Origin of the sequence: Actinoplanes octamycinicus (assembly GCF_014205225.1) — a bacterium.
Classification (GTDB): domain Bacteria; phylum Actinomycetota; class Actinomycetes; order Mycobacteriales; family Micromonosporaceae; genus Actinoplanes; species Actinoplanes octamycinicus.
In genome coordinates, this window is sequence record NZ_JACHNB010000001.1 from 9,422,707 (window position 1) to 9,448,784 (window position 26,078).

The 26,078-nt window shown below is 72.1% G+C and carries 26 protein-coding genes; 17 read left to right on the forward strand and 9 right to left on the reverse strand.

The annotated features are described in order from the left end of the window. The first annotated feature begins 2 nt into the window (after positions 1-2). The 6 genes from BJY16_RS42680 to BJY16_RS42705 all read left to right on the forward strand — a co-directional run bounded on the left by BJY16_RS42680 (position 3) and on the right by BJY16_RS42705 (position 7,081). Entirely contained in the window at positions 3-635 is a 633-nt protein-coding gene (locus BJY16_RS42680) for a CdiA C-terminal domain-containing protein (protein ID WP_185045391.1), read from the forward strand. 36 nt (positions 636-671) lie between these two features. Then, the gene (locus BJY16_RS42685) at positions 672-1,133 is read left to right on the forward strand and encodes a SitI3 family protein (protein WP_185045392.1); all 462 of its coding nucleotides are present in this window, start codon (positions 672-674) and stop codon (positions 1,131-1,133) included. An 86-nt stretch (positions 1,134-1,219) separates the two neighbouring features. After that, positions 1,220-2,923 (forward strand): DEAD/DEAH box helicase, encoded by a 1,704-nt coding sequence (locus BJY16_RS42690; RefSeq protein WP_185045393.1) that lies wholly within the window; start codon positions 1,220-1,222, stop codon positions 2,921-2,923. A gap of 270 nt (positions 2,924-3,193) precedes the next feature. Then, entirely contained in the window at positions 3,194-3,970 is a 777-nt protein-coding gene (locus tag BJY16_RS42695; RefSeq protein ID WP_185045394.1) for an NUDIX hydrolase, read from the forward strand. Further along, positions 3,960-5,102, forward strand: coding sequence for a 5'-methylthioadenosine/S-adenosylhomocysteine nucleosidase family protein (locus BJY16_RS42700; RefSeq protein ID WP_185045395.1), 1,143 nt, complete (start codon positions 3,960-3,962; stop codon positions 5,100-5,102). Before BJY16_RS42695 ends, BJY16_RS42700 begins: the two co-directional genes overlap by 11 nt. Further along, positions 5,099-7,081, forward strand: a complete 1,983-nt coding sequence (locus BJY16_RS42705) for a phage holin family protein (RefSeq protein WP_185045396.1) — start codon at positions 5,099-5,101, stop codon at positions 7,079-7,081. The genes BJY16_RS42700 and BJY16_RS42705 overlap by 4 nt, the downstream gene beginning before the upstream one ends. A 75-nt stretch (positions 7,082-7,156) precedes the next feature. Here BJY16_RS42705 and BJY16_RS42710 read toward each other — a convergent pair whose 3' ends face one another. Then, a complete protein-coding gene (locus BJY16_RS42710) occupies positions 7,157-8,071 on the reverse strand; it encodes a DUF5995 family protein (RefSeq protein ID WP_185045397.1) in 915 nt (304 codons plus the stop codon). A 139-nt stretch (positions 8,072-8,210) separates the two neighbouring features. Between BJY16_RS42710 and BJY16_RS42715 the strand changes: the two genes are divergently transcribed. Then, complete coding sequence (locus BJY16_RS42715; protein WP_185045398.1) at positions 8,211-9,044, forward strand: hypothetical protein; 834 nt, start codon at positions 8,211-8,213, stop codon at positions 9,042-9,044. Positions 9,045-9,046: 2 nt separating this feature from the next. Here the strand turns inward: BJY16_RS42715 and BJY16_RS42720 are convergent, their stop codons facing one another. Next, complete coding sequence (locus tag BJY16_RS42720; protein ID WP_203758828.1) at positions 9,047-10,297, reverse strand: sensor histidine kinase; 1,251 nt, start codon at positions 10,295-10,297, stop codon at positions 9,047-9,049. 69 nt (positions 10,298-10,366) lie between these two features. Between BJY16_RS42720 and BJY16_RS42725 the strand changes: the two genes are divergently transcribed. Next, a complete protein-coding gene (locus BJY16_RS42725) occupies positions 10,367-11,002 on the forward strand; it encodes a response regulator transcription factor (protein WP_185045400.1) in 636 nt (211 codons plus the stop codon). A 7-nt stretch (positions 11,003-11,009) separates the two neighbouring features. Here BJY16_RS42725 and BJY16_RS42730 read toward each other — a convergent pair whose 3' ends face one another. The 3 genes from BJY16_RS42730 to BJY16_RS42740 all read right to left on the reverse strand — a co-directional run bounded on the left by BJY16_RS42730 (position 11,010) and on the right by BJY16_RS42740 (position 14,500). Further along, positions 11,010-11,270, reverse strand: coding sequence for a hypothetical protein (locus tag BJY16_RS42730; protein WP_185045401.1), 261 nt, complete (start codon positions 11,268-11,270; stop codon positions 11,010-11,012). Between the two features lie 114 nt (positions 11,271-11,384). Further along, entirely contained in the window at positions 11,385-13,997 is a 2,613-nt protein-coding gene (locus tag BJY16_RS42735) for a winged helix-turn-helix domain-containing protein (RefSeq protein ID WP_185045402.1), read from the reverse strand. Between the two features lie 146 nt (positions 13,998-14,143). Beyond that, the gene (locus BJY16_RS42740) at positions 14,144-14,500 is read right to left on the reverse strand and encodes a helix-turn-helix domain-containing protein (RefSeq protein ID WP_185045403.1); all 357 of its coding nucleotides are present in this window, start codon (positions 14,498-14,500) and stop codon (positions 14,144-14,146) included. Between the two features lie 164 nt (positions 14,501-14,664). Here BJY16_RS42740 and BJY16_RS42745 point away from each other — a divergent pair, with 164 nt between their 5' ends. The 4 genes from BJY16_RS42745 to BJY16_RS42760 are packed head-to-tail and all read left to right on the forward strand — an operon-like array spanning position 14,665 to position 16,950. Continuing rightward, complete coding sequence (locus tag BJY16_RS42745; protein WP_185045404.1) at positions 14,665-15,381, forward strand: hypothetical protein; 717 nt, start codon at positions 14,665-14,667, stop codon at positions 15,379-15,381. 18 nt (positions 15,382-15,399) lie between these two features. Beyond that, positions 15,400-15,717, forward strand: a complete 318-nt coding sequence (locus BJY16_RS42750; RefSeq protein WP_185045405.1) for a hypothetical protein — start codon at positions 15,400-15,402, stop codon at positions 15,715-15,717. Further along, positions 15,710-16,453: a WXG100 family type VII secretion target gene (locus tag BJY16_RS42755; RefSeq protein WP_185045406.1), complete on the forward strand. Its 744-nt coding sequence runs from the start codon at positions 15,710-15,712 to the stop codon at positions 16,451-16,453. The genes BJY16_RS42750 and BJY16_RS42755 overlap by 8 nt, the downstream gene beginning before the upstream one ends. A 17-nt stretch (positions 16,454-16,470) precedes the next feature. Next, the gene (locus BJY16_RS42760; protein ID WP_185045407.1) at positions 16,471-16,950 is read left to right on the forward strand and encodes a hypothetical protein; all 480 of its coding nucleotides are present in this window, start codon (positions 16,471-16,473) and stop codon (positions 16,948-16,950) included. A gap of 45 nt (positions 16,951-16,995) precedes the next feature. Here BJY16_RS42760 and BJY16_RS42765 read toward each other — a convergent pair whose 3' ends face one another. Both BJY16_RS42765 and BJY16_RS48850 read right to left on the reverse strand, forming a co-directional pair. Next, on the reverse strand, positions 16,996-18,033 hold the full coding sequence (locus BJY16_RS42765; protein ID WP_185045408.1) for a peptidoglycan-binding protein: 1,038 nt from the start codon (positions 18,031-18,033) through the stop codon (positions 16,996-16,998). Between the two features lie 10 nt (positions 18,034-18,043). Further along, positions 18,044-18,829 (reverse strand): peptidoglycan-binding domain-containing protein, encoded by a 786-nt coding sequence (locus tag BJY16_RS48850; protein ID WP_185045409.1) that lies wholly within the window; start codon positions 18,827-18,829, stop codon positions 18,044-18,046. A 151-nt stretch (positions 18,830-18,980) separates the two neighbouring features. Here BJY16_RS48850 and BJY16_RS42775 point away from each other — a divergent pair, with 151 nt between their 5' ends. Both BJY16_RS42775 and BJY16_RS42780 read left to right on the forward strand, forming a co-directional pair. Further along, complete coding sequence (locus BJY16_RS42775; RefSeq protein WP_185045410.1) at positions 18,981-19,640, forward strand: SRPBCC family protein; 660 nt, start codon at positions 18,981-18,983, stop codon at positions 19,638-19,640. Beyond that, positions 19,637-20,305 (forward strand): DUF4166 domain-containing protein, encoded by a 669-nt coding sequence (locus BJY16_RS42780; RefSeq protein WP_185045411.1) that lies wholly within the window; start codon positions 19,637-19,639, stop codon positions 20,303-20,305. Before BJY16_RS42775 ends, BJY16_RS42780 begins: the two co-directional genes overlap by 4 nt. 1,430 nt (positions 20,306-21,735) lie before the next feature. On the opposite strand, the gene BJY16_RS42785 is transcribed toward BJY16_RS42780, so the two are convergent. Then, positions 21,736-22,275: a GNAT family N-acetyltransferase gene (locus tag BJY16_RS42785; protein WP_185045412.1), complete on the reverse strand. Its 540-nt coding sequence runs from the start codon at positions 22,273-22,275 to the stop codon at positions 21,736-21,738. Positions 22,276-22,317: 42 nt separating this feature from the next. Between BJY16_RS42785 and BJY16_RS42790 the strand changes: the two genes are divergently transcribed. The 3 genes from BJY16_RS42790 to BJY16_RS42800 all read left to right on the forward strand — a co-directional run bounded on the left by BJY16_RS42790 (position 22,318) and on the right by BJY16_RS42800 (position 25,587). After that, a complete protein-coding gene (locus BJY16_RS42790; RefSeq protein ID WP_185045413.1) occupies positions 22,318-23,142 on the forward strand; it encodes a LacI family DNA-binding transcriptional regulator in 825 nt (274 codons plus the stop codon). A 247-nt stretch (positions 23,143-23,389) separates the two neighbouring features. After that, a complete protein-coding gene (locus BJY16_RS42795) occupies positions 23,390-23,953 on the forward strand; it encodes a hemerythrin domain-containing protein (RefSeq protein ID WP_185045414.1) in 564 nt (187 codons plus the stop codon). Positions 23,954-23,997: 44 nt separating this feature from the next. Next, a complete protein-coding gene (locus tag BJY16_RS42800; protein WP_185045415.1) occupies positions 23,998-25,587 on the forward strand; it encodes an MFS transporter in 1,590 nt (529 codons plus the stop codon). Between the two features lie 3 nt (positions 25,588-25,590). On the opposite strand, the gene BJY16_RS42805 is transcribed toward BJY16_RS42800, so the two are convergent. After that, complete coding sequence (locus tag BJY16_RS42805; RefSeq protein WP_185045416.1) at positions 25,591-26,067, reverse strand: phosphatase domain-containing protein; 477 nt, start codon at positions 26,065-26,067, stop codon at positions 25,591-25,593. Positions 26,068-26,078 lie beyond the last annotated feature (11 nt).

Consider the following 26,078-nt stretch of genomic DNA (forward strand, 5'->3'; position numbering starts at 1 on the left):
CGATGGCGCGCCCGAATAAAACAAGACACAGCGGCTCGTCGGGAAACCGTCCTGGCCCGCGAAGCGTTTCGAAGGGACAGGACGGCGCGGCACATGCCGGTGGGCGCGGACGTTCGCGTGGTAAGAGCGCCCCCTCCCACGCCCGGTATCCGGTTGATCCGACCACGACGCATCCCACAGGTCCGTCAGATGGCGTTCCTACAGGGAAACGGACGATCATCGAGCCGGGACAGGGCGAGGAAGGGCGCCGATCGATCGGCCGAGAGAATGCGATAGCCGACCTTCTCGCCACCAAAGGATATGTGACTCATCAGAACCCCAGCTCGGAAGAGGTAGCCCAAGCTCGCCAAAACCACGACGACCATGGAGACCCAGGAAAAGAACCGGACTATTTAATCGAGGGCCGCGTGTTCGACTGCTATTCACCGAACCCGGCGACAAGCACACGAAATGCATGGAGCTATGTTGAAGACAAAGTTCAAAGAGAACAGACGCAGCGTGTGATTATTGATCTGAAAGAGTGGCGCGGCGACTTGTCATCGATCGCGCCCCAATTTCACAATTGGGACATTCCCGGCCTCAAGGAGGTCAAGATCGTGACGCCGGACGAAGAAATCATTCAGATCCTTCCTTGATCAAATAAGCTGGAGGATGAACTGGAGGATGAAGAAGTGGCGATAGAGTACCGATTCACCATAGCCGGATCGACTCCCGTCGCGGAGATTGCCCAGCGCGCATTCCCTTACCCCGCCGACCGCCCGGTCGAGTACCCAGGAGGGAAACCAGGACTCCTATTCGCGGATCTGCGCGAAACAGCCGGATTCAGCGTTACCATCCGCGCCGGCGAAAATGGATACCTTCAAGCCGAGTCCGACGATGGAATGTGGGAGTGGGAATCAAGCATTTACGTTCGAATGACATTCCGGTTGACGAATGGGGCCGATGTTGACCGAGCACTGAGCGCCATGCTGACAGCAGTGCAGAGAACAGTGAAATCTGGACACGAGGATGTCGTATTGGATCTCAACGGCAACTGGCTGCTCCTAACTCGAATCGACGGTGTCCTCGCCAAACACAAGCTGGCCGATTGGTGGAACCTCCACCAAGTCGCCGGCCTGATCGGTCCAACCTGAGGTTTCGTTCGCGGTCAGAGCGGGACTCCTGCGGCTTCACTCGGGGTGGATGAGGGGGTGGTGGGGTGGATCCGTACCCTGAAGGCATGGACGAAGACCTTGCTACCAGCACCGATGCGGGCTTCGTGGGGCTGGGGCTGCGGCCCGAGCTGTTGCGTGCGCTGACCGACCTCGGTTATGAGGAGCCGACCCCGATCCAGCGGGAGGCGATCGCGCCGCTGGTGGCGGGGCATGACCTGGTGGGGCAGGCGGCTACCGGGACCGGCAAGACGGCCGCGTTCGCGCTGCCGCTGCTGCAGCGGCTGACCGCGGGCGAGTCCGACGGCCCGGTCGCGCTGGTGCTGGTGCCGACCCGGGAGCTGGCCGAGCAGGTGTCCCAGGCGGTGCACCGGTACGGGCGGGACCTGAACGTCCGGGTCCTCCCGGTCTACGGCGGCCAGCCGATCCACCGGCAGCTGCAGGTGCTGCGGCGCGGGGTGGACGTGGTGGTCGGCACGCCGGGCCGGATCCTGGACCACATCGAGCGGGAGACGCTGCAGCTCGACGCGATCCGGACGGTCGTGCTGGACGAGGCCGACGAGATGCTCGACATGGGCTTCGCCGAGGACATCGAGGCGATCCTCGCCGAGACGCCCGAGGAGCGGCAGACCGTGCTCTTCTCGGCGACCATGCCGCCGCGGATCGACGCGATCGCCCGGCGTCACCTGCGCGACCCGCTGCGGATCACGATGCGGCGGGAGACCCCGGCCGCCGACGCGCTGCCTGCCGTGCGGCAGAGCGCCTACCTGGTGACCCGCCCGCACAAGGCGGCCGCGCTGGGCCGGGTGCTCGACGTGGAGGCGCCGACCGCGGCGATCGTCTTCTGCCGCACCCGGGAGGAGGTCGAGGAGGTCACCGAGAGCCTGAACGGCCGCGGCTTCCGCGCCGAGGCGCTGCACGGCGGCCTGAGCCAGGACCAGCGCGACCGGGTGATGAGCAGGCTCCGAGCCGGCACGACGGAGCTGCTGGTCGCCACCGACGTGGCCGCCCGCGGCCTGGACGTGGAGCAGCTCACCCACGTGATCAACTTCAATGTGCCGTCCGCCCCGGAGGCCTACGTCCACCGGATCGGCCGGGTGGGCCGCGCCGGCCGCACCGGTGCCGCCATCACCCTGGCCGAGCCCCGCGAGCAGCGGATGCTGAAGGCCATCGAGCGGCTGACCGGGCAGCGGATCGTACTGGAAAAGCTCCCGACCGTGACCGACCTGCGGGCCCGGCGGCTGGAAGTGGTCCGCACCACCGTCCAGGAAGCCTTGGACGCCGACGACCTGGACCGGTTCCGATCAGTGCTGGCCTCGCTCACCGAGGAGGCCGACCTGGAGCAGGTGGCCCTGGTCGGCCTGAAGCTGCTGCACGAGGCGAACGGCGGCGACGTCGACGAGCCGGAGATCCCGTCGGTCGCTCCGCAGCGCGAGCGCGAGTTCGACAACCGCGCCGCGCGCCGCAGCGGCCCGGGCAACGACCGCTACAACGACCGCGGCCCGGGCCGCGGCCGGGGCCCGGGCGACGCGGTGACCAGGGTCTTCGTCGGTCTCGGCCGGCGCGCGGGCCTGCGGCCGCAGGACCTGGTCGGCGCCATCGCCGGCGAGGCGGGCCTGCCGGCCCGCGACATCGGCGCCATCCAGATCACCGACCGCTTCTCCCTGGTCGAGGTCCCGGAGGCGGACGCCGAGCGGGTGATCCGAGCCCTGAGCCACAGCACCATCCGGGGCCGCCGCCCCACGGTCCGCCGGGACCGCCCGCAGCGCTGACCTCGCCGACCGCCCTCCGGGCTCGCCACCGACGGCACGCCGGTCGGCCGAGAGCAGCTGCCGATGAGTGAAGACACCCCGGTCGACGTCGAGCACGCGCCGGCGTCAGGCTGCACCCGGGCAGCCAGGTGGGCGAGGACTGCCAGTATCTGATCGAACAAGACCCGGCCTGGATGCGGTCTACGAGAGTTGGCCGCAGCTCGGTCCGGTCGGAAGGCTGACACGTCGCGACCCTTCCTGTCACAGTGACAGGAAGCTATGGTGCATTTCATGGATGTCGATTCGTGGACTCCGCCTCCGGTGCTCGTCGCCGTCGATCTGGTGATTTTCACGCTGCGGGCGGGGCGGCTCCAGGTGCTGCTCGTGCAGCGTGGAGTGGAGCCCTTCGCCGGGGCCCGGGCGCTGCCCGGCGGCTTTCTCAGTCATGCGCAGGAGGACCTGGCCGCGGCGGCCGAGCGGGAGCTGGCCGAGGAGGCCGGGCTGGCGGCGGGTGAGCTGCACCTGGAGCAGCTCGGCGTCTACGGCACGCCGGGGCGGGACCCGCGGGGCCGGGTGATCTCAGTGGCCTACCTCGCGATCGCGCCGCGGCTGCCGGAGCCCGTGCCGGGCACCGACGCGGCGGACGCCTGGTGGGTGCCGGTCGAGGTGGCGCTCTCCGAGCAGACCACGCTCGCCTTCGACCACCGGCAGATCATCGCCGACGGAGTCGAACGGGCCCGGTCCAAGCTGGAGTACTCGGCGCTGGCCACCGCATTCTGCGCGCCGATGTTCACGATCGTCGAATTGCAGGAGGTCTACGAGGCGGTGTGGGGCGTGCGGCTCGATCCGCGCAACTTCTACCGCAAGGTGCAGAGCGTGGACGGCTTCATCGTCCCCGCCGGCCCGGTCCGGAAGAACGACAACGGGCGCCCCGCGCGATTGTTTCGAGCCGGACCGCGCCAGGCGCTGTATCCACCGATGACCCGTCCGCCCGCCCCGGCGGACCAGCCCCTGACGACCCGGCTGCACGCGCCGGCGGACAAGGTGAGGAACGAGCATGAGCACTGACGTCGTGATCCTCACGGCCTTGAATGTCGAGTACGAGGCCGTACACGAAAAGCTCGACGATCCGCGGGTGCACTGGCATCCGGCCGGGACCCGCTTCGAGACCGGCCGGCTCGGCCCGGACGGCTGCCGGGTGGTGCTCGGCCTGGTCGGCAAGGGCAACCATCCGGCGGCGGTGCTGGCGGAGCGGGCGATCACCGAGTTCTCCCCGCTCGCGGTGCTGTTCGTCGGGGTGGCGGGCGCGCTGTGGCCGGGCATCGAGCTGGGTGACGTGGTGGTCGCCTCGCAGGTCTACGCCTATCACGGCGGGACGTCCGAGGACGACGGGATGAAGGCGCGGCCGAAGGCGTGGGAGATCTCGCACCAGGCCGGCCAGCTCGCCCAGCACCTGATCCGCAGCGGCGGCTGGGCCCCGGAGCCACGCCCCAAAGTCCACTTCGGGCCGATCGCGGCGGGCGAGGTGGTCCAGGACTCCCGGATCTCCGGGCAGGCACGCTGGGTGCGCGAGCACTACAACGACGCCCTCGCCATCGAGATGGAGGCGGCCGGGGTCGCGCAGGCCGGGCATCTGAACCGGGCGCTGCCGATCGTGGTGATCCGGGGCATCAGCGACCGGGCCGACGGCACCAAGGTGCGGTCCGACGGGGCGAACTGGCAGTCGCGCGCCTCGGCGCACGCGGCGGCCTTCGCCGCCGCGCTGGCGAACGACCTGGTCAAGGAATGCGGTGACAGTCAGCGGCAGACGCGGGAGAGGAACCCCCACATGGGTACGGGCACCAGCTTCACCAACCTGGCCACCGGCAACGCGCGCGTCGGGGCCCAGTACGGCCAGGTCATCGGCAACGTGACGATGGGCGGCGGGGTGTCGTCCGGGCCGGCCGACGTGGCGGCGGAACTCGCGACCTTCCGTGATCTGCTGAAGCGCGCGCACCGGGACGGACGGCTCGACGACGACAGCTACACCGCGGCGTCCGAGGAGCTGGACACCGTGACCGGCCGGCTCGACGACCCGACGCCGGCGGGCCGGGGGCGGCTGCTGGTGACCCTCAAGAAGGTACGCGGCCTGGTCGGCGACAGCGCGGACCTGGCCACCCAGTTGGCGGCGATCATCTCCCTGGTCAAGGACATGTCATGAGCGCGCCGACGTACTCCAACGTCGCCTCGGACGACGCGCACGTCGATCTGCAGGTCGGGGTGCTGCACCTGGACATCGACTACCAGGTGCCGCCGGACGCGTCTCCGGAGGAGCTGTTCCGGATCGGGGTCAGATATCTGGAAGCCCGGATGCCGCGGGAGGCCCGCGAGTTCATCGAGAAGGCCGCCGCACGCGGTCACGATTCCGACGAGGTGCACTTCTACCGCATGCTGGCGCTGCTGACCGGGCGCACACTGACCCAGCTGGACGGCGACGAGTTCACCCGGCTCGGCGCCATCCTGGAGAGCATCGAGCGGCGGGCCGGGCGCGACGACTGGCGGGCGGGGATCCGCGCGATCGTGATGCTCGTCGACGGGGCACGGCGGCAGGACACCGAAGGCGCGGTCAAGGAGATCGAGGAGCTGCCTCCGACGCAGCGGAACCTGATCCTCAAACATCTGGGCGTGCTGCGCGACGGGCCGGTCGAGGACCGGATGTGGCGGCTCTCGGTCGAGCAGGCCCGCGCGGGTCAGACGGCAAACGATCGTGCCGAACGGGTGTGGGCCTTCTTCGAGCCGGTCCCGGCCGGTCCGCGCGCCCGGCATCCGCGGCCTGCCGCGGCGGCGCCGATCGACTGGTTGCGGGCAGTCGGCGGCGGCATCATCTTCGCCTTCGCGGCGTTCCGGATCGGGTCGCTGGCGATGCACGGCGACGCGACCGCGATCCTGGGTGGTGCGGTCGCGGTCGCCGGCCTGCTGGCCTTCCTGGTGAACGGGTCGGACTGGCATTTCCGGTTGCGCCGGGTGCAGGCGAAGGACGCGCAGATCCGCGCCGCTCGCCATGCCGAGGAGCCCGGCGGGGACGGTTTCGCCCGGCGGGTGGGCCGGATGGTCGACGACTGTTTCCGGCGCTACGTGCCCAAGGAGACCGACCGCTCGCTGTGGCTGGACAAGACCGCGGGGATCCGGCAGGCGATGCGCGACGAGCTGGTGGAGATCTACCGCGAACAGCCGGTCAAGCCACATCAGATCGCCTGGCTGGTCCGGCATCTGGTCGGTGACGTCCGGACCCGCTGGGAGAAGCGGACGCTGCTCGCCTATCGGCGGCAGTGGCGCCCGCCCGCACAGGTGAAACTGGCCTGCCTGCTGGGGCTGGCGGTGCTCGGCGCGGCCGGGTTCTGGATCGTGCCGGCGGTGTGGGACCGGGCCCCGATCGCGGGGGCGGCGTGGCTGCTGATCGCCGTCGTCTCGGCCGGCTTCGCCACGCCCAGCGGATTCCGGATCGACGCCGAGCGGCGCCGGGTGAACGCCGATCAGGACGAATACGACCGGCATCTGCGCGCCCGCCAGCAGGCTCACCAGCGGTGGCTGCGCAAGCTGGCGTGCAAGCCGAGCGACGCCGAGATGGCGGAATGGCTGGAGTGCGACCGGCGGATCCTGGTCGACGAGACAATGCGGTACTACCGCTTGCGGCCGGGCCAGGTGATCGCGCACGCCTTCATCGAGGCGCCCGGCAGGTATGCGAAGAAGGCCAGGATCCCGCGCGGGCCATGGCGGTACTCGCGCTACCGGATGCTGCTCTTCCTGCTCACCGGTGAGGGTGTCCGGCAGGTCACCATCGACCTGGACTTCGAGGAGGGCGATTCCCGGCGGACACAGCGGCTCAACTACCGGTTCGACACGGTCGCCGCGGTGCGGGTCGAGGGTGCCGAGGGCCAGCGGCAGACCTTCGAACTGACGTTGTTCAACGGGGAGCCGGTGCGGGTCCCGGTGTCGGTGCCGGCCGACGACGAGATGCCGGCCGACGAGGACGAGGCGAGCGTGTCCCGCCTCGCGCTGGACGCCTCGGGGTTGCCGCAGACCTTCGACGTCCTGGAGGGAATCGCGGCCGAGGGCAAGGAGTGGATCCAGGGCAAGCGCAACCGGACCAGGGACCGCCTCAACGACCTCGCCGCGACGATTCGCGACCTGCTGGAATAGCGGCATGCGCCGCGCGTCCCGGCCGTGACGGCGTGCCGCCCGGGCCGGGATGCGCGGGCGGCGGCCCGGCGGACATCAGGACTTCTTGCCGGCGCCGGTCAGGCGCTTCCACACGCGGGAGGTCCACGCTCGGGCGGTCAGCCACAGCACCTGCAGCAAGCTGGTGCCCTTGAGCAGCGCCTCCCCCGCGCACGCCGACGCGCGGTCCATCACCCGCAAGGCATGCGCGTAATCTTTCGGATCGTCGCGCAGCTCCCACAACGTCTCCGCCTGTTCCCAGGCCATCGCTCGGGTCGTGCGGACCAGGATGCGCTGGCTCCAGTCGTCCAGGTCGCCCACGCAGCGGTCGATCTCCAGCTGCCAGGCGGTGGCGAAGCGGCGGCGCAGCAGCGGGATCTGCTGGTAGAAGATCTTGTTCACCAGCAGGTAGTCCGGGTGCTGCGGGCCCTCGCCCGGGTAGCCGAGGCGGTCCCAGGTGGCGAGCAGGGCGAGTGCCAGGTCGTGGTTGATGTGCGCGTTGACGCCGAGGACCGCGGCGTCCATCACGGTCACCTTGTCGTCGTAGGCGCGCCGGAACAGCACCTCCCAGGCGTCCGCCGGGTTCTTGTCCGGGACGCCCCAGGCGGCCAGGGCGGTGAAGTAGAGCCGGGCGAACTCGACGTCGAGGACCTCGAGCCACTCCGGGTCGACGCAGTCCGGGCTGCGCAGACTGTCGGCGACCTGTTCGGTGATGGTCAGATAGAGGGTGTTGAAGGACGCGACACGGTTCGTGCCCGGGCTCGGCGGCAGAAGATCAAGCACTTTCTGTACGGCCTTGAGCCGCTCGATCACGCCGATGATGTCCTCGGGCGGCTCCGCGACCAGCGCGAGCATCTCGTCCTGGGCCGGTGACCAGTCACGTGCGACGGTGCTGACGGCGCGCGCGATCCGCTCCCGGCCCTCGGCGAGCGCGACGGCGCTGGACTCCACCCGTACTCGATCGAAATTCACGTTCTTCATGGTGGGGGTGTCGTCCCGTACGGAAAACCTCTTCGCACGGTCGGATCCCTGACGTATCAGACGAGCGCTTCGGGAATGTCCGGAATCCGCCGTCCCCCGGCGCGGCGGTGTGGACGCCATCATGGTGCCCATGCGATTGAACATTCCCGATCTGGATCAGGGGTTCCGGCTCAAGACGCAGACCATGCTGGCGATCGCGGTGCCGCTGATGTACGAGCAGTTCACCGAGCACATCGACGTGGCCGCGCTGCGGGCCGCCGGGTACGGGTCGGTGGTCACCTCCGCCGAGTTCAGCCGGGGCCCGCAGCCCCTCGCGGTCGGCGGCGAGCTGGACGCGCGGGTCGAGACCCGGCAGGTGGAGCTGTCCGGAAAGGGGCTCGGGCAGCGGTCCAGCCGGATCGGGTTCGAGTGCCGGTACACGTTCGCGGCGCGGCCCGGGACCGGGGATCCGTCGCGGTACCGGGAGACGGTCGCCGGCACGCCGGTCGTCTGCGGGCAGGCGCGGCTGCTGCTCACCCTGATCCGGCGGGACGGGGCGCCCGGGCGGCGGGTGGTGAACGACGTGCTGCCGGAGACCCGGCACCTGGGCGTACACCAACTCGACGATCCGCACCCGGCAGCCGCCGCGCTGGCGCAGCCACCGGAAGCGACGACGGTCGCCGCAGGCGATCGGGACGGGGTGTTCGGGCTCTCCCACACCGACACCAACCAGGTGGTGTTCACCGGCGAACACCTGTCGTTGCTGGAGGGTCAGCTGGCCTGGCTGCTCGCCGAGGCCGGCCGGGAGGTCGCCGCGTGGAGCGTGGAGCGGGTCGCGATGGTCTTCCGGGAGCCGTTCCGGGCCGGGGACCGGTTCCGCGTGCGCGGCCGGCTCTGGGACGACGGCACTGCGGTGATCGGCGTGCACCCGGACGGCGCCGACCAGCCGGCCGTGGTCGGCCGGCTGACGCTGGCGAAACGCTGACGTCAAGCGACCGCGACCAGGTCGCTGGGCACCTCGACGGCGATGTCGGTGGTGCCGCCGGGCGGGCTGAACACCGTGATGAACCCGTCGAACGGCGACAGCCGCCGCTCGATGCCGGTCAGCCCGCTCCCCCGCGCCGGATCGGCCCCGCCCACCCCGTCGTCGTGCACGGTGACCCGCAGCCGCCCGTCGCGGTAGCGCAGGTCGACGCTCGCCTCGGTGGCGTGCGCGTGCTTGACCACGTTGCCGAGCAGCTCGGAGACGACGAAGTAGACGGCCGACTCGACCGGCGGCGACACCCGGCCGGGCACGTCCGCGGTCACCGTGACGTGCACCGGCAGGGTGAGCGCGAGGGCCCGCACCGCGTCGACCAGGCCGCGGTCGGACAGCACCGGCGGGTGGATGCCGCGGACCAGTTCCCGCAGCTCGCGCAGGGCGCTCGCGGAGCTGTTCTTGGCCTCGGTGACCAGCGCCAGGGCCTGCTCCGGGTCCCGCTTGAGCATCGTCTCGGCGGCGGCCAGGGTCATCCCCATCGAGACCAGCCGGGCCTGGGCGCCGTCGTGCAGGTCGCGCTCGATCCGCTGGATCTCGGCGGCCTGCTGGCTGACCGCGTCGGAGCGGGTGTCGGCCAGGTGCCGGACCCGCTCGGCCAGGTCGGCCCGGCTGCGCCCGTCCAGCATGGCGCCGACCCAGTTGCCGTGCAGCCGCAGCAGCCAGGGGCTCAGGTACAGCCCGGCGTAGATCTGCGCCGCGCCGAGCAGCGCGGCCAGGTAGGCGGTGGTCTGGTCGACCAGCGGGACGAACAGGTACCAGCTGTTCTCCCAGCCCCAGTCGTCGACCATGATCTTCCAGGTGAACGGCAGGGTGAGACCGAACAGCCCGTCGAGCACCATCAGCGCCGGCAACAGGCCGAAGAACGACCCGGCGACCGGGTTGAGCACCAGCCAGCGCAGGTCGCGCCAGGTGGCCGCGTCGTTGATCATCCCCCAGGTGCGCTGGAGGTGGCCGGCGAAGCCGGGCTGGGTCACCGGAGTCGGCAGGTACCGCTCCTCGGCCACCACACCGAACCACTCCCGGGCCAGCCGGCGCTGCCGCCCGGTGCGGGCGCGGGCCCGGTCCAGAGCCTTCGGCAGCAGCGGGATCCCGATGCCGATGGTCACCACGCTGACACACAGGTTGATCCAGATCAGCAGCAGGCAGTCCACAAAGGCCAGTCCGGCGAGGCGCAGCCCGCGCACGAAGGAGATGAACATGCTCGAAGCATGCCAAGCCGAGCCCACCGGGTCAGTGGTACTGGAACCACCATTGGTTAGGGTCATCGCGTGCGGCTGATTCTCGCGGAGGACCAATTCCTGCTCCGGGAGGGGCTGGTCAAACTGCTGGAGGCGCACGGACACCAGGTGGTCACCGCGGTGACCAGCGGCCCGGCGCTGCGCACCGCGCTGGCGACCGAGGAGTTCGACGTCGCGCTGGTCGACATCCGGCTGCCGCCCGGCTTCACCGACGAGGGCCTGCAGGCGGCGCTCGAGGCCCGCCGGGCCCGGCCCGGCCTGCCGGTGCTGCTGCTCTCCCAATACGTGGAGCAGCTCTACGCCACCGAGCTGCTCGCCGACGGCGCGGGTGGGGTCGGCTACCTGCTCAAGGACCGGGTCTTCGACGGCGAGCAGTTCATCACCGCGCTGCGGACGGTGGCCGGCGGCGGCACCGTGATGGACGAGGACGTGGTCTCCGGGATGGTCGGCCGCAGCGACCGGCTGGCCGCCCTGACCGCCCGCGAGCTGGAGACCCTGGCCCTGGTCGCGCAGGGCCGGTCGAACGCGGCGATCGCCGCCCGGATGTTCGTCACCGAGAAGGCGGTGGCCAAGAACATCAACAGCATCCTGGCCAAGCTGCAGCTCCCGCCGTCCACCGACGACAATCGCCGGGTGCTGGCCGTCCTTGCCTATCTGGACGCCTGACCCAGGATCACGACCGGTTTCCGGTACGCCGTGAGCACTCCCCGCAGAGCCGGATCGGCCCCCACTGCTCGTCGAGGAAGTCGTCGTGGAACCCGGTCCGCGGCACCGCCGCCGTGACCTCGGCCCCGCACAGCGCGGTGCGCCCGGCGCCGAGCAGGGCGTGCCCGACGATCTCCTGCTCCGCGCCCGAGGCGTCGGCCCGCACCGCCTCGACCCGGCGCGCGTCGGTGGGCGTCAGCGCCAGGACGACCGGGACCGGCTGCTCCATGGCTGGAGGCTAACCGGGCGACCGGCGGCGGTGCCAGCCCGGCCGTCCGGGCCGCGCCCTCGAACCCGTGGGATGCGCGTCAGGGCTGTTGATCGTGATCGTGATCGTGATCGGTCACAGCAGGCCGCTGTTCTGCGCCAGCGTGACCGCCTCGGTGCGGCGTGAGGCGCCCAGCTTGCGATAGACCGCCCGCATGTGCGCCTTCACCGTGTTGACCGAGACGCCGAGGTCCGCGGCGATCTCCGCGGCGGTGAGCATCGTCGCGAGGTAGCGCAACACCTCGGTCTCCCGCTCGCTGAGGCTCTCCGCGGGTTGTTCGGCGCGGGCCGGGCGCAGCTCGCCGACAAAGTCCGCGACGAGCGGGGCGAGCAGCCGCATCCGCTGCAGCAACCCGTCGAGCCGCGGGTCGGCCGGGATCAGGAACGGTCGCCGGATGCCCTCCTCGGCGGCCCGGGTGACCGCGTCGGCGAGCAGGTCGGCGGCGCGCACCGACTGGCCGCGCGCGTCGGCCAGCAGCGCGGCCAGGATGCCCGCCTCGACCCGGCCGACGGTGTCCCGCTCGGCCACGGTCACCTCGCCGAGCAGGCGCTGGGCCTGCCGGACGTCGCCCTTGAGGTAGGCGGCCCGGGCGGCCAGCAGCGGCTCGGCGTCTCCCGGGTCGGCGCCCGCGGCGAACTCGACGGCCGCCTCGGTCCGCGCCAGCCAGCGCTCCAGAGCCCGCACCCGGAGCCGCGGATGGCGGTCCTGCCGCGCCTCGTCGAGCGCTCTCCGGGCGGCCCCGACGTTGCCGCGGGCGATCGCGAGCCGCGCCTGCACACCCAGCGAGACCAGACGCTGGGACACCTCCGGGTCGCTGTGGTGACCGCGCAGCCCGTCCTGCAGCGCCTGCCGGGCGCCGTCCAGGTCGTGCCGCTCCAGCCGGACCAGGGCCAGCGCGAAGTAGGCCGGCACGGTCTGCAGGGCGTAGCGCCAGCCGCGCTGCTCGGCCAGGTCGACGGCGCCGCCGGCCAGCGCGGCGGCCTCGTGCACCGCTCCGGACATCACCTTGAGCAGGGCCAGATGGCCGGTCGCGTTGACCTCCGGGAGTTCGACGCCGGCCGCCCGGGCCGCGTTCGCGCCGGCCCACAGCTCCCGCTCGGCCTCGCCGGTCCGGCCCGACCAGAGCAGCGCGACGCCGCGGGCGCCCAGCGCGATCGCCCGGTTCTGCGCGACCGCCGGCACCGGCACCGTGCGGGCCTGGGCGACCAGGTCGAGCAGCCGGTTCGCGCCGGCGAGCAGCGCCGGCATGTCGCCGGCCGCCCGGTCGGCGGCAAGTTGCAGGGTGCGCGCCATGATCTCGACCGGTTCCCGGACCGCGTCCGGCCGGCCGTGCAGCAGCTCCCGAGCGGCGAACAGCCGGGCCGGGATGGCGTCGTAGTCACCCGCGTGGAAGAGCAGCAGCGCCGCGCAGATCAGCAGCTCCGGGGTACTGGTCAGCCGCTCGGCCGGCACCCGGCGCAGGATCTTCACCAGTGCCGGGCGGTGAGCGGACACCATCAGCGGCGCGGCCTGGGCGGTGACCAGCCGGCCGACGAAGGCCCAGTCGCGCGCCGACACCGCGTGGGCGAGCGCCTCCAGCACCGAGTTGTTCGCGGCGTGCCAGCGGGCCGCGCGCCGGTGCAGGTCCGGCAGCACCCCCGGGGTCTCCACCCGCAGCCGGTGCCCGAGCACGTCGCGCAGCAGCTGGTGGTAGCGGAACCAGAGCGGTTTCGCGCCGAGCCGGACCACGAAGTCGTTGTCGTGCTCCAGCTCCTCGAGGATCCGCTGCCCGTCGGTCCGCTGGGTGATCGCGTCGGCCAGGCCGGCGCAGACGTTCTCACAGATGCTGGTCTGCAACAGGAAGCGCCGCTGCCGCCGGGTCCGATCGGCCAGCACCTCCTCGGTCAGGTAGTCGTCCACCCCGCGCACGTCCCCGGCGAAGTCGGTGATCGTGCGGGTGCCGCCGTGCCCGGCCAGGAAGGTGGCCGCCAGCTGCAGCCCGGTGGCCCAGCCCTCGGTGCGGGCCACCAGGGCGGACATCTCCTCGGCGGACAGCGCCAGCCCGTGCCGCCCGACGATCTCGGCGGCCTCGTCGTGCCCGAACGCCAGGTGCTCGGCCCGGATCTCGGCGAGCTGCCCGGCGGCCCGCAGCCGGTGCAGGCGCAGCGGCGGCTCGGTCCGCCCGACCAGCAGCAGCCGCAACGGCGGCGGCGGGTGCCGCAGCAGATCGGCCAGCTCGTGCAGCACGTCCGCGTCGTCGATCTCCTGGATGTCGTCGACCACCAGCACGGTGTCCGCGGACAGCCGGGCCAGCCCGGCGGCGAACAGCCGGCCGCGCTCGCGCGGGTCGGCCGGCACCGAGGTCAGGTCGGCCAGCGGGTTCCCGGCCGGCACCGCGCCGGCCACTCGCAGCGCCGCCAGCAGGTAGGCCCAGAAGACCTGCGGGTCGTTGTCGTGCCGGTCGACGCTGAGCCAGGCGACCGGCCGGTCCCGCTCCTGCGCCCAGCCGGACACCCCGGTCGTCTTGCCCCAGCCGGCGCCGGCGCAGACCAGCGTCACCGGGCGGCCGGCCGCCGCGTCCAGCAGCTCGTGCAGGCGCCGGCGGGCGACGCCGGCCCGGATCGTCCGCGGGCGTGACGTCTTCGCCGCGACCAGCGGCTGCAGCACCGCGGGCGCGACCCGGTCGGGTGTTCCCGCGTCCGCGCTCATGCCGCCAGCCCTCCGCCACCATCCCCCGAGTCGCCCTTCGACAATCGCCGCGGCGGTCCGCCAGCGTCAACCGTCTATCGGACGTGCGGGGGATTGTATACGCTCCTACTAGGAGTCAAAAACGGTCAAGTCGTTCGGGAAAACCGCTATCCGGCATTAAGGCTCTGGTCATATTCGGACAGTTCCCGTCTCGATGAGACGTCCAGCTCGGCCCGCACCTCGCGCATGTGCCACTCCACCGTTCCCGGGCTCAGGAACAGCGCCGCGGCGATCTCCGGGCTGGTCCGGCCAGTCATCGCCAGCCGCATGATCGTCGTCTCCTGTGGAGTGAGGTCCACCGGCGCGCCCGGCTGCCGCTTCCGGACCGTCTCCCCGGTCGCGGCCAGCTCCCGACCGGCCCGCTCGAATCGCTCGCCGGACGGCTCGACCAGCGCCCGGATGCCGCGCCCGCACCGGGTCGGGCAGGCCGCCCGGTCCCGCGCCCGCCCGCGCAGCTCGGCCATACTCGCCCCGCCCCCGGACGCGCAGCCTATCGGGGATGGTTGCCCGCGCACCCGGCCCACGAAGGCCCAGCTCGCCAAGATGATCAAGCCAGTCGATGAACCTTTCCGCCCCACCAGGGGTTGTCATCGGAGAACGACGAAACACGCCGACCGGCAGGAGCGTCATGAGCATCGACTTCGAGCCTCTCGCGGCACGCGCCGCGGCCGCCCTGCGCAGCGCCGAGCTGAGCGGGCAGGGCGAGGACCGCACCGGGGCGGTGCTCGTCACGCTGGACCCGGACGGCCGGGTGACCGGCGTGCGGGTGACGCAGCGCTGGCGGGAGCGGCTCACGCCGGCGGCGCTGGGCGACGCGGTCCGGGAGGCGGCGGGGGCCGCCGCGACCGCCCGGTTCACCGCCTGGGGCTCGGCGTTCGCCGACGACAGCCGACCGGCCGGCGGCGACGCCGGGTTCGGTGCGGGCGGTGAGTTCGCGAGGGAGCTGAGCCGGTTGGCCACCCGGCGGATGAGCACGGACGACTGCCGGGTGGCGCTGAGCGAGCTGCTGACCGTCCTGGACGACGTCGAGCAGGGACTCGACCAGGCGCTCGCCCAGGTGGCGGCGGCACGGTCGCGGACCTGGACCGGGCACAGTCCGCACCGGGACGTCACGGTGACCGTCACCGGCGGTGGCGAGGTCGGCGAGGTGCGCTATCACAGCCGGTGGCTGGCCGAGGCGCACGAGACGAACATCGGGCGGCAGACGGTCGCGGCGTTCCGGGCCGCGTACGCGCTGGCCGCCCGGGACAGCGCGGAGGCCGCCATCGCCGAAAGCCGGCTGGGCTCCGCACTGCGGGCCACTCGGGATCCGTTCGAGCTGGCCACGCGGTTGCGGTTGCGGTGAGCGGGGAGGAGCGGGCGGATGACGTTGCGGGTGGCCCTGGACGCCATGCGACACGACGCGGACACCTGGGAACGGGTCTCCCGGACCACGGGAGTGGCCGGGGACCACGCAAGTCACCTCAGCCTCGGCGCGCACGAGGTTTCCGAGATGGTGGCCCGGACCGAATTCCTGACCGTGTACCAGGCGATCCAGGAGAAGACCGCGAACCTGCTCGCTCAGGCCGGGCAGAAGACGCTCGACCTCTGCGTGACGCTGCACCGGGTTGCCGACCTCTACGAACGCGACGACGAGGCAGCCGCCGAACAGCTGAAGGGAGTGTGGGAGGTCCATGAGTGACACCGCGCTGGCCGGCGTGGAGGCCGAACTGATCGGGAAGGTCCTCCAGCTGGTTGACCAGATCGAGGAGAAGACACAGCAACTGCACCGGATGGTGGAGCGCGGGTTGCCGTTCCTACCGCCACCGATGCGGATGCAGGCCACCACCGGCTGGCAGAAGTTCTGCGACAGCATGGCTGACTGGTGGAACTTCTGGCGTGAGGTCGCCGCCGATCCGGGGTCTCCGTCGAAGCTCCATGCCCGGGCGGCGGACTGGACCGTGCAGGTCGGCGGCCCGGTCAGCGGTCAGGTGCAGGCGGTGGACAGCGGCCGGCTGGGCGTCGACGACAACTGGGACGGTGCCGCGGCGAAGGCCTACCGCGACCTGCTGCCCGCGCAGAAGGATGCCCTGACCCAGATCAAGGCCACCCTGACCGACAGCATCGGCGACGCGATCGAGAGTGTCGCCACCAGTCTGGTCGTGTTCTGGACCGCGTTGGTTGTCATGATCGTTCCTCTCGTCGCCGCGATTGCCGGCGCGACGACCAGTTCGGCAACGGTGATCGGCATACCTGTCGGCGTCTTCATCGCGCTCGGGGCCGCCGCGACCGCGGCTGTCGGACTGAATGTCGCCATCATGGTGCTCAAGTCGTCGGTCGACGGGGCGACCGCGAAGTTGCGCCAGAAACTCGGCGACGACACGGCTTTCGGCGGCGGATGGCCGCCGACCGCGACCGGTGGACCGATCCCGCGATGACGAGAGGAAACGGAGACTTGACCGCGATGGCCGGAACATCGGGGGTTCGTCCCTCCCACCCGTGGACTAGCGTCTGCCTCATCGCGCTGCTCTGCTACGACGTCGCCGTCACCGTCGTCGGCATCCTGTTCCTGCACGGTCAACGGGACGGATTCCTGCGAAGCGCGGAGGTCGCGCCGTTCAACCTCTGGGCGGCCAGCTCCGCGGTCGGGGTGCTGACGCTGGGATTGGCGCTGCGGGGAAGCCTCGCCGGGGTGGCCGCCCGAGGTGCCGCCGAACTCGCCTGGGGACTGGCCTGGATCCGACTTCTCAACCTGCCCGTCTTCGTATTCATGATCACCGCTGGCTTCGGCGTCGGCGGTCCGGGCAATGTCGTGGCCATCATGCTGATGCTGGTCGAGTCGGTGGTGACGTTCGCCTGCACCGTGGTGGTCCGCCGCCGGCTACGCCGAGAAGCCGAACGGGCCGCAGGCAGCTGGACGCCTCCGGCCCGTTGACGACCGCCCCAGGGACGGTCCCTGACCGGCCCGGTGGTGCTGGCGTCAGCCGATCAGTGCGAGCAGGTCCGCCTCGCTGCCCCGGAACACGTTGCAGTCGCAGGTGCGCTGCCCGCCGATCACGCTGTCCGAAGTGAACTGCAGGATCGCCGGGGTACGTCCGCTGTACGCCGTCCACCCCGGGTGCCTGCCCTGCTGGGTGTGCTGCCACTCGGTCCGCCAGGGCGCCGGCGGGCCGGACCCACGGTAGTCGGACGCCCAGAGCGGGTCGTTGCCCGGGATGCTGTCGCCGTACGCCCACTTCGGCGCGTAGTGGAACCCGACCGGCTTGCCGGTACGCCGGTTCAGCTCGCTCAGCAGCGCCGCCCCGGTCTTCGGGCTGACCTGGTCGTAGACCTTCCCGTGCGAGTCTCGCCAGATCTCGGTGTCCACCTGCCAGCGGAACCGCTGGTGCCCGATCATCCCGGGCGCCTGCGCGTCCAGCGTGTCGATCGCGAAGTCGGCCTGGTCGGCGACCGGCCGCCCGGACCGGGCCACCACGTAGGCGCCGAACCACACCATGCCGGCGTCGCGGGCCGCCTTGAGCATGTCGCCGCAGCGTTTGTGCACGGTCTTGCCGCCGGCGCCCCACTCGCTGATCTTGTGGGTGAAGAACCGGATCCCCTCGTCGTGCGCGGCCCGCAGATGCCCGGTGCGCATCCCGCGCCCGTAGTCGAAGTCCGAGGCGTCCCACCCGAACACGAAACCGCCGGCCGGCGCCACCGCCGCCGCGGCCTTGAAGAGCCGGGCGAAGTCGTCCGCCCACACCTGGCCGAAGAACTTCGTGCCGGGCATCTCGGCCCGCTGGAAGACTGTCACCGCGTCCGCGGTCAGCTTGCCGAACGACCCGTCCGCCCACCTCGCCCCCGGATCGGTCACCCCGGGCACGTAACCTTTGCGGATCAGCTGGCGCTGGATTTCGCGCACCCACACCCGCTCGTCCGGCGTGTCCCCGCCGTGCGACTCGGCCGGCCCGCTGAGCAGCCCGAAGTAGTGCCCGCGCGGCAGCGGCCAGGTCATCGAGAATTCCGGAAGCTTTGCCATGATCATCCCCTCACAGGCGGAACAGTTCGGCGAAGTCGTCGGCCCACACCTGCCCGAAGAACTTGGTGCCGGGCAGGTGCGCCTTCTGGAACCGGGTCACCGCGTCGGCGGTCGCCTTCTCGAACACGCCGTCCGCCCAGCCGCCGTCCGGGTCCGTCACCCCCGGCACGAACCCGGCGCGGATCAGCTGCTTCTGGATCTCCTTGACCCAGGCCCGCTCGTCAGGGGTGTTCCCACCGTGCGACTCGGCCGGTCCGCTGAGCAGGCCGAAGTAGTGCCCGCGCGGCAGCGGCCAGGTCGTCGAGAACCCGGGTAGCCCTCCGCTGCCACCCGGGGCCGGCGCCGGCGGCTTCTCGCCGAGCGCCCGGAGCATCGCGTGACATTGCGCCTCGGTCATCGCGATGTGGATGTGGGTCAGGTGCGCGCCCGGCTCGTCGTAGAAGCCGGCCGGCACCGGCTTGCCCTCCTTGATGTAGAAGCCGTTGTCGTCGCTGAACCTGGTGGAGTGGATCAGCTCGACCAGGAACCGGCCGTACTTGAGCAGCTCCCGGGCGGCGGCCTGCATGGCCCGCCGGCCCTGCTCGGTTTTCGGGGCGGCCAAGTCCAGCGCGGCGCCCCGACTGCCCTGATAGGACAGGTTCGCGTAGTGCCAGGACCGCTTCCCGTGGTCGCTGTCGGTGCCCGAAATCCAGATCAGCGAGCCGTGCAGGTGGGCGGGAATCACCCGCTCCGCGCACCGGCGGATCAGCCCGCCGATGGAGTCCTCGCGGAACGACGATTTCCGGTTGATCGCCACAGTTGATCACCTCTTGTCATGGTTGCCGGCGATCCCACGACTGTCGGTGTGGTGCGGACAGATCAGCAGGGTTCTGTCCTCGATCCAGCCTCTTGAGCGGTCGCTCAAATCTGCTAGGTTTGAGCAGTCGCTCAAACCGGCGGGAGGTGCCATGGCCAGGATCTATGTCGAGACGACCATCGCCGCGACGGTGGATCGTGTCTGGGACGCGACGCAGGACCACCGGCTGCACCCGCGCTGGGACGCCCGCTTCGGCCGGATCGACCCGGTGCCGGGCAGCTCCCCGGCGGCCTTCACCTATGCGACCGCGGTGCTGCCCGGCGTGGAGATCGCCGGTTACGGCGTGCACAGCGGCGACCGGCGGCCGGCCGGTGGTGGCGCGGTCTCGGCGCTGCGGTTCGGCTCCACCGACTGGCGGTCGCCGATCCGGGAGGGCTCCGGCTACTGGCGCTATCTGCCGGTCCCCGGCGGCGTCCGCTTCCTGACCGGCTACGCCTACCGCACTCGCTGGGGCCGCGCCGGCCGGCTGATCGACCTGGTCTTCGGCCCGGTCTTCGGCTGGGCCACCGCCTGGTCGTTCGACCGGCTCCGGCTCTGGCTGGAGCACGGCGTCACCCCGGAGCGGGCCCGCCGCCACGCCCTGGCCGAGCTGCTGCTGCGCACCGGGCTGGTCGCCGCCGCGCTCACCCTCACCGGCCACCCGCTGGTCGTGCTGCTGACGGCCGCCGTGGCCGCCGGCGTTCCGCCACACCCCCGCACGCCCGCGGCGCGCCGCTGCCTGCGGCGCCCCGGAAAGGACGACCCACGATGACCTCGGTCTTCGAGCACGCTCTCGGCGACGACTTCGGCCGCCTGCACCCGCGGCTGCAACGCCGGTTCGGCGTCGACGGCGGGCGCGACCAGGGATGCGTCGGCACCGGCGTGATGACCCGGGTGTGGCGCGGCCCCGGCTTCACCGCGCCGTTCCTGCACCTCGGCACGCTCCGGCACGTGCTGTTCCCGGAGACCGGCGCGGACATCCCGTTCACCATCGAGAACTACGCGTACCGCGACACCTACGACCGCCCGACGCTCACCTTCGTCCGCACCTTCCAGGTCCGCCCGCACCGCCGCCGCCGCTTCGACGCCACGATGGTCTACCACCCGGACCGCGACGTCATCGTCGACTACCTCGGCACCACCCAGCACATCGCGGTCGACCTCGACGTCACCGTCGACCGCACCGGCGGCCTGCACCTCCGCAGCGGCCCGCAGACCTTCCGCGGCGGCCTCGGCTGTCCGCGTCTGATCACCGGAGACGCCGAAGTCCACGAGTGGTGGGACGAAAAATCCGACCGCTTCCGCATCCAGGTCTCGGTCACCAACCGCCGCTTCGGCCCCCTGTTCGGCTACTACGGCAGCTTCACCGCCGCCTACACCCCAGCCGGCGCCCCGGTCCCCGCCGCCGTCCGCCCCCTCCGCGAAAACGCCACCTGACCCATCCCTCCGCCGCCTCCGCGAAACGCCACCTGACCCATCCCGCCCCTCCACCCCCCTCCGCGAAAACGCCACCTGGCCCATCCCTCCCCTACGCCGCCCGACCGACACCGACCGCGCACGGCCCGCTCCGCGACAAACACCGCCCGACCGCCAGCCCGCCCGAGGTCCGCTTCCGCTTCCGATCGCCATTTTTCGGTACGACTCCGCGTCCCGTGCCAGTCAGCACGCGAGGCCACGACCACTCCGGACCGCAACGCGTGTCGTGCGGGCCCGCTGCTGGTAGCGGCGCAGGCGCGCAGCCAGCCGCAGGGCGCGTCGCCGCAGGCGTCGTGCGGACCCCGTTTGCCACTGCGCGCGTCGTGCCCGCCCGCTGCCGGTGACGGCGCAGGCCCGCAGTCAGCCACAGGACACGTCGCCACACGGGCGTCGTGCGGACCCCGTTTGCCGCCGCGCGCGTCGTGCCCGCCCGCTGCCGATGACGGCGCAGGCCCGCAGCCAGCCACAGGGCACGTCGCCACACAGGCGTCGCGCGGACCCCGTTTGCCACTGCGCGCGTCGTGCCCGCCCGCTGCCGATGACGGCGCAGGCCCGCAGCCAGCCACAGGGCACGTCGCCACACGGGCGTCGCGCGGATCCGCGGCTGGCCTGGGCGGCTGTCGTGTGGCTCCACTGCTGGTCGTCGGGCTGACCGTGACGGGCAGCGGACCCGCACGAGCCGCGCCGCGGCCGCGCGGGGGCCGGGCCTCGCGGGCCGACCGCCACGGGGCTCCGAGTCGTACCGGATAAGACATCCGGACGCCTGCGGACGGCATCGCGGCAGCGGGAATGGTGTTGAGACGGGCCCGCCGCAGCCTACGGACGGCATCGCGGCAGCGGGAATGGTGTTGAGACGGGCCCGCCGCAGCCCACAGACGGCATCGCGGCAGCGGGAATGGTGTTGAGACGGGCCCGCCGCAGCCCACAGACGGCATCGCGGCAGCGGGAATGGTGTTGAGACGGGCCCGCCGCAGCCCACAGACGGCATCGCGGCAGCGGGAATGGTGTTGAGACGGGCCCGCCGCAGCCCACAGACGGCATCGCGGCAGCGGGAATGGTGTTGAGACGGGCCCGCCGCAGCCCACAGACGGCATCGCGGCAGCGGGAATGGTGTTGAGACGGGCCCGCCGCAGCCCACAGACGGCATCGCGGCAGCGGGAATGGTGTTGAGACGGGCCCGCCGCAGCCCACAGACGGCATCGCGGCAGCGGGAATGGTGTTGAGACGGGCCCGCCGCAGCCCACAGACGGCATCGCGGCAGCGGGAATGGTGTTGAGACGGGCCCGCCGCAGCCCACAGACGGCATCGCGGCAGCGGGAATGGTGTTGAGACGGGCCCGCCGTGGGCTGCGGACGGCATCGCGGCAGGGAGCGGCGTTACCCGCTGACCGGTCACCCGGTCGGCAGCCAGAAGCGCCACTTGTCGCCGTGGCGGTCCTGGAGGACTCCGCCGTTGCGCTCGATCACGCGGCGCGAGATGACGTTGTCGACGTCGCAGGTCAGCAGGGCCGAGGTGATGCCCAGGGCGCGGGCGAACGGCAGGGCGTCGTGCAGCATCCGGGTGGCGTGGCCGCGGCGGCGGGCCGACGGGCGGACGTCGTAGCCGATGTGCCCGCCGCCCTCGCGCAGCCGGTCGGTGAGGCGGTGCCGGATCGCCAGGCGGCCGAGGTACTCGTCGCCGTCGGTCAGCCAGAGATTGGTCGACGGGACGTATCCGGCGGGCCGCGGCGCGTCCTCCCGCGCCTGGTCGAGAAGCCACCGCACGTAGACGGCGAACCCCTCCGGCGTCTCCCACGAGTCGCCGAACTCGCGGATCTCCCGGCCGATCTCGAACGGGTCGCCGGGCGTCCCGCGCCCCTCGGCCCGGAACTCCGCCATCGCGGCGAGAAACGACACGTGCACCAGAACCGTCGGAGCACCGAGCTGCGCCATATTGGCAGTGATACCACTCCGGACGCGAACGGGGGGACGGCGGTGACGGACGCGGCCAGGCGGATCGGGCTGGTGCTGGCCCGGGAGGCGTACTACCACGAGTTCATCGACAGCCTGGAGCGCGGGCTCGCCCCCGCCGGGATCGCCGTGCTGGTCCGGGTGGTGCCGGACCGGGCCGCCGAGACCGCGGTCTACCGGCGCTGGGCGGCCGCGCGCCGGGTGGACGGGGTGATCCTGGTCGACATGGCGCCGGGCGACGAGCGGGCCGGGCTGGCCGGTCGGCTGGGGATGCCGGCCGTGCTGGTCGGGGACGTGCCGGACGGTCTCGGGCAGCCCGCGGTCCGGACCGACGACGCCGGGTGCGCCCGGCAGGCGGTGGGCTTCCTGGCCGGGCTCGGGCATCGGCTGATCGGGCACGTCAGCGGTCCGCTGACGGCCGCGCACACCCGGCTGCGCCGGTCCGGGTTCGAGACCGAGACCCGGGCGCGGGGTCTGCGGCTGGTCCAGGTCGAGGGCGATTATTCGTACGATCGGGGCGTCGCCGCCACGGCCACCCTCCTGGTCGAGGATCCGGCGCACCGGCCCACCGCGCTGGTCTTCGGCAACGACGTGATGGCGATCGGCGGCCTGCAGGCGCTCGCCGCCCGCCGTCTGCGGGTGCCGGCCGACGTGTCCGTGGTGGCCTGGGACGACTCGGCGCTGTGCCGGTTGGCGACGCCGCCGCTGACCGCGATGAGCCACCACGCCGGCCGGATCGGCGGGCTGGCCGCGACCGCGATGCTGGACGCGCTGGCCGGCCGCCCGGCCACCGTGCACCCGGCGCCACCCGCGCACATCGTGGTCCGGGACAGCACCGCCGCGCGCTGAGACAAACGCATCGCGACGCGGGACAGCACCGCCGTGCGCTGAGACAAGCGCATCGTGACGCGCGACAGCACCCCCGCGCGCTGAGACAGGCGCATCGCCGGTCCGGGACAGCAGCGGCCACGCAGAGGCGGGCGCGGCGGCGTACCGGGAAGCGGCGATCCGAAGCACCCGCGGACCTCGCGCGTGCCCGCGGCCATTCTGGGTATGCGGAGCGCTGTCCCAGTGCCTGTGACCCCGGGAGGACCCCGTGACCGACGCAACCCGCACCGATGTCTTCGACGTGCTGATCGCCGACCACCGTGACGTGACCGCGCTGATCGGCGAGATCTGGCAGGTCGCCGACCCGATGATCCGCCGGGACCTGACCGACACCGCGATCAGTGAGCTGGTCCGGCACGCGGTGGCCGAGGAGATGTACGTCTACCCGGCGATGAAGAAGTACCTGCCGGACGGCGACAAGGCGGTCGAGCACGACGTCGAGGAGCACAAGGAGCTCGAGCAGACGATGAAGCGGCTCGAGGACGTCGACGTGTCCAGCCCCGAGTTCGACACCGCGCTGCGCAAGCTGGAGGAGGTGCTGGCCGACCACGTGCAGGACGAGGAGACCGACCAGTTCCCCGAGCTGCGCCGGCTGGTGCCCGCCGACGAGCTGGTCGAGCTGGCCGGCAAGGTGGAGACCGCGAAGAAGCTGGCGCCGACCCGGCCGCACCCGGGCGCGCCGAACAACGAGCTGTTCCACAAGCTGGTCGGCCCGGGCGTCGGCCTGGTCGACCGGCTGCGCGACAAGCTGACCGGCCGGGCCACGAAATAATCTCCGGGCGAGTGGGCGGCGGCGGACGCGGGTAGTCGGGGGCGGTGACCACCGAAGCACCCGCGGCCCCGCCGTCGGCCTGGGCGCCGCTGCGGATCGCGGCCTTCCGCGCCCTGTGGCTGGCGCTGCTGGCCAGCAACATCGGCACCTGGATGCAGACCGTCGGCGCACAGTGGCTGCTGGTCGAGCAGTCCGGCACCGACACCCTGGTGGCGGTGGTGCAGACCGCCAGCACCCTGCCGATCGTGCTGCTGGCGCTGCCGTCCGGCGCGCTGGCCGACATCTTCGACCGGCGGCGGCTGCTGATCGCCGTGCAGATCTTCCTGGCCGGGGTCGGCGCGCTGCTGACCGGCCTGACCGTGGCCGGGCACATGCCGCCGAGCCTGCTGCTGACCCTGACCTTCGGGCTCGGCGCGGGTCAGGCGCTGACCGCGCCGGCCTGGCAGGCGCTCATCCCGGAGCTGGTGCCGCGGGCCCAGCTCGCCTCCGCGTCGGCGCTCGGCGCGATCAGCATGAACCTGGCCCGGGCGGTCGGCCCGGCGGTGGCCGGTGTGCTGATCGCGCAGACCGGCACCGGCGTGGTGTTCGGCCTCAACACCCTGTCGTTCCTGGCGTTCGCGCTGGTCCTGTGGCGGTGGCGGCCGGCTGCCGGCGGTTCGGCCGGCCTGCCCGAGCCGTTCGCCGCCGCGATGCGGGCCGGCAGCCGGTACGTCCGGCACTCCCCGGTGGTCCGCCGCATCCTGCTGCGCGCCGGCCTGTTCCTGGTGCCGGGCAGTGCGCTCTGGGCCCTGCTGCCGCTGGTCGCCAGCCGCCGGCTCGGGCTCGGCTCGGGTGGCTACGGGGTGCTGCTGGGCGCGGTCGGCGCCGGTGCGGTCGCCGGCGCGCTGCTGCTCCCGCGGATCCGGGCCCGCTGGTCGCTGAACCGGCTGCTGGTGGTGGCGAGCACCGGCTTCGCGGCGGTCCTGGCCGCGCTCGCGCTGGTCCGTTCCGAGGTGGCCGTGGTGATCACGCTGCTGCCCGCCGGGATCGCCTGGGTGATGGTGCTGTCCAGCGTCAACGCCGCGATGCAGCTGTTCCTGCCCGGCTGGGTGCGCGCCCGCGGCCTGGCCGTCTACCAGATGGTCTTCGCCGGGGCGCAGGCCGCCGGGGCGCTCGCCTGGGGCGCGCTGTCCGACCTGGCCGGGCTGCCCGCCGCGCTGCTGGCGGCGGCCGCGCTGATGCTGGCCGGCGCGGTCACGGTGCGCTGGTGGGCGCTGCGCGACACCAGCGGGCTGAACCGGGAACCGGCGGTCTACTGGCCGGAACCGCACCTGGAGATCGACCCGGGGGACCACGACGGGCCGGTGCTGGTGCTCGCCCGCTACCCGGTCAGCCCGGCGCGCGAGGCGGCCTTCGTCGAGGCGATGGCCGACGTGCGGCGCAGCCGGCTGCGGACCGGCGCGGCCCGCTGGGGACTGTTCCGCGACGGCGAGGACGCCGGCCGGTTCGTCGAGGTCTACCTGGTGCCGAGCTGGGACGAGCACCTGCGGCAGCACACCGGCCGGCTGACCGGCACCGACCAGGTGATCGAGGAGCGGGCCCGGGCGCTCGCCGACGGGCCGCCCGAGGTGAGCCACCTGCTGTCCCGGGACTGAGGCTCAGGTACGGCCGTCCCGCTCCTGTGCCTGGCGCAGCGTCTTCTCGTGCGGCACCCAGTCGGCCAGCCGCACCGGGTAACCGTCCCGTTTCAGCCGCCGCACCACGTCCGGGTCGTCGTCGACGATCACCGTGATGGTCCGGTCGGCGGCCAGCCGGCGCACCCGGGCCGCCTTGTACTCCTGTGCCGGGCGCCGGTCGTGCTCCGGCCGCATCAGCAGCCGGCCGGCGGGCAGCTCGTGCCGGGCGAACCAGTGCTCGGTCACCGCCCGCAGGTGCTCGGGCCGGCCGGTGAGCCAGACCAGGTCGTGGTCGCGGGCGAACTCGTGGACCAGGTCGACGCCGTCGGTCAGCGCCGGGTCCCGGTCGGCGGCGGCGAAGAACGCCGCCCAGTTCTTCGGCCGGTTCGCGATGTGCCGCAGCCGGTGCCGCACGTCGGCGACCACCCCATCCACGTCGAACACGGCCACCGGCTTCATGATCGAAGCTT

Excerpts from the sequence above, each read along its gene's own strand:
- BJY16_RS42680 (WP_185045391.1), top strand. The coding sequence starts at position 3 with ATGGCGCGCCCGAATAAAACAAGACACAGCGGCTCGTCGGGAAACCGT.
- BJY16_RS42690 (WP_185045393.1), top strand. The coding sequence starts at position 1,220 with ATGGACGAAGACCTTGCTACCAGCACCGATGCGGGCTTCGTGGGGCTG.
- BJY16_RS42695 (WP_185045394.1), top strand. The coding sequence starts at position 3,194 with ATGGATGTCGATTCGTGGACTCCGCCTCCGGTGCTCGTCGCCGTCGAT.
- BJY16_RS42700 (WP_185045395.1), top strand. The coding sequence starts at position 3,960 with ATGAGCACTGACGTCGTGATCCTCACGGCCTTGAATGTCGAGTACGAG.
- BJY16_RS42705 (WP_185045396.1), top strand. The coding sequence starts at position 5,099 with ATGAGCGCGCCGACGTACTCCAACGTCGCCTCGGACGACGCGCACGTC.
- BJY16_RS42715 (WP_185045398.1), top strand. The coding sequence starts at position 8,211 with ATGCGATTGAACATTCCCGATCTGGATCAGGGGTTCCGGCTCAAGACG.
- BJY16_RS42720 (WP_203758828.1), bottom strand. The coding sequence starts at position 10,297 with ATGTTCATCTCCTTCGTGCGCGGGCTGCGCCTCGCCGGACTGGCCTTT.
- BJY16_RS42730 (WP_185045401.1), bottom strand. The coding sequence starts at position 11,270 with ATGGAGCAGCCGGTCCCGGTCGTCCTGGCGCTGACGCCCACCGACGCG.
- BJY16_RS42735 (WP_185045402.1), bottom strand. The coding sequence starts at position 13,997 with ATGAGCGCGGACGCGGGAACACCCGACCGGGTCGCGCCCGCGGTGCTG.
- BJY16_RS42740 (WP_185045403.1), bottom strand. The coding sequence starts at position 14,500 with ATGGCCGAGCTGCGCGGGCGGGCGCGGGACCGGGCGGCCTGCCCGACC.
- BJY16_RS42745 (WP_185045404.1), top strand. The coding sequence starts at position 14,665 with ATGAGCATCGACTTCGAGCCTCTCGCGGCACGCGCCGCGGCCGCCCTG.
- BJY16_RS42750 (WP_185045405.1), top strand. The coding sequence starts at position 15,400 with ATGACGTTGCGGGTGGCCCTGGACGCCATGCGACACGACGCGGACACC.
- BJY16_RS42755 (WP_185045406.1), top strand. The coding sequence starts at position 15,710 with ATGAGTGACACCGCGCTGGCCGGCGTGGAGGCCGAACTGATCGGGAAG.
- BJY16_RS42765 (WP_185045408.1), bottom strand. The coding sequence starts at position 18,033 with ATGGCAAAGCTTCCGGAATTCTCGATGACCTGGCCGCTGCCGCGCGGG.
- BJY16_RS42775 (WP_185045410.1), top strand. The coding sequence starts at position 18,981 with ATGGCCAGGATCTATGTCGAGACGACCATCGCCGCGACGGTGGATCGT.
- BJY16_RS42780 (WP_185045411.1), top strand. The coding sequence starts at position 19,637 with ATGACCTCGGTCTTCGAGCACGCTCTCGGCGACGACTTCGGCCGCCTG.
- BJY16_RS42785 (WP_185045412.1), bottom strand. The coding sequence starts at position 22,275 with ATGGCGCAGCTCGGTGCTCCGACGGTTCTGGTGCACGTGTCGTTTCTC.
- BJY16_RS42805 (WP_185045416.1), bottom strand. The coding sequence starts at position 26,067 with ATGAAGCCGGTGGCCGTGTTCGACGTGGATGGGGTGGTCGCCGACGTG.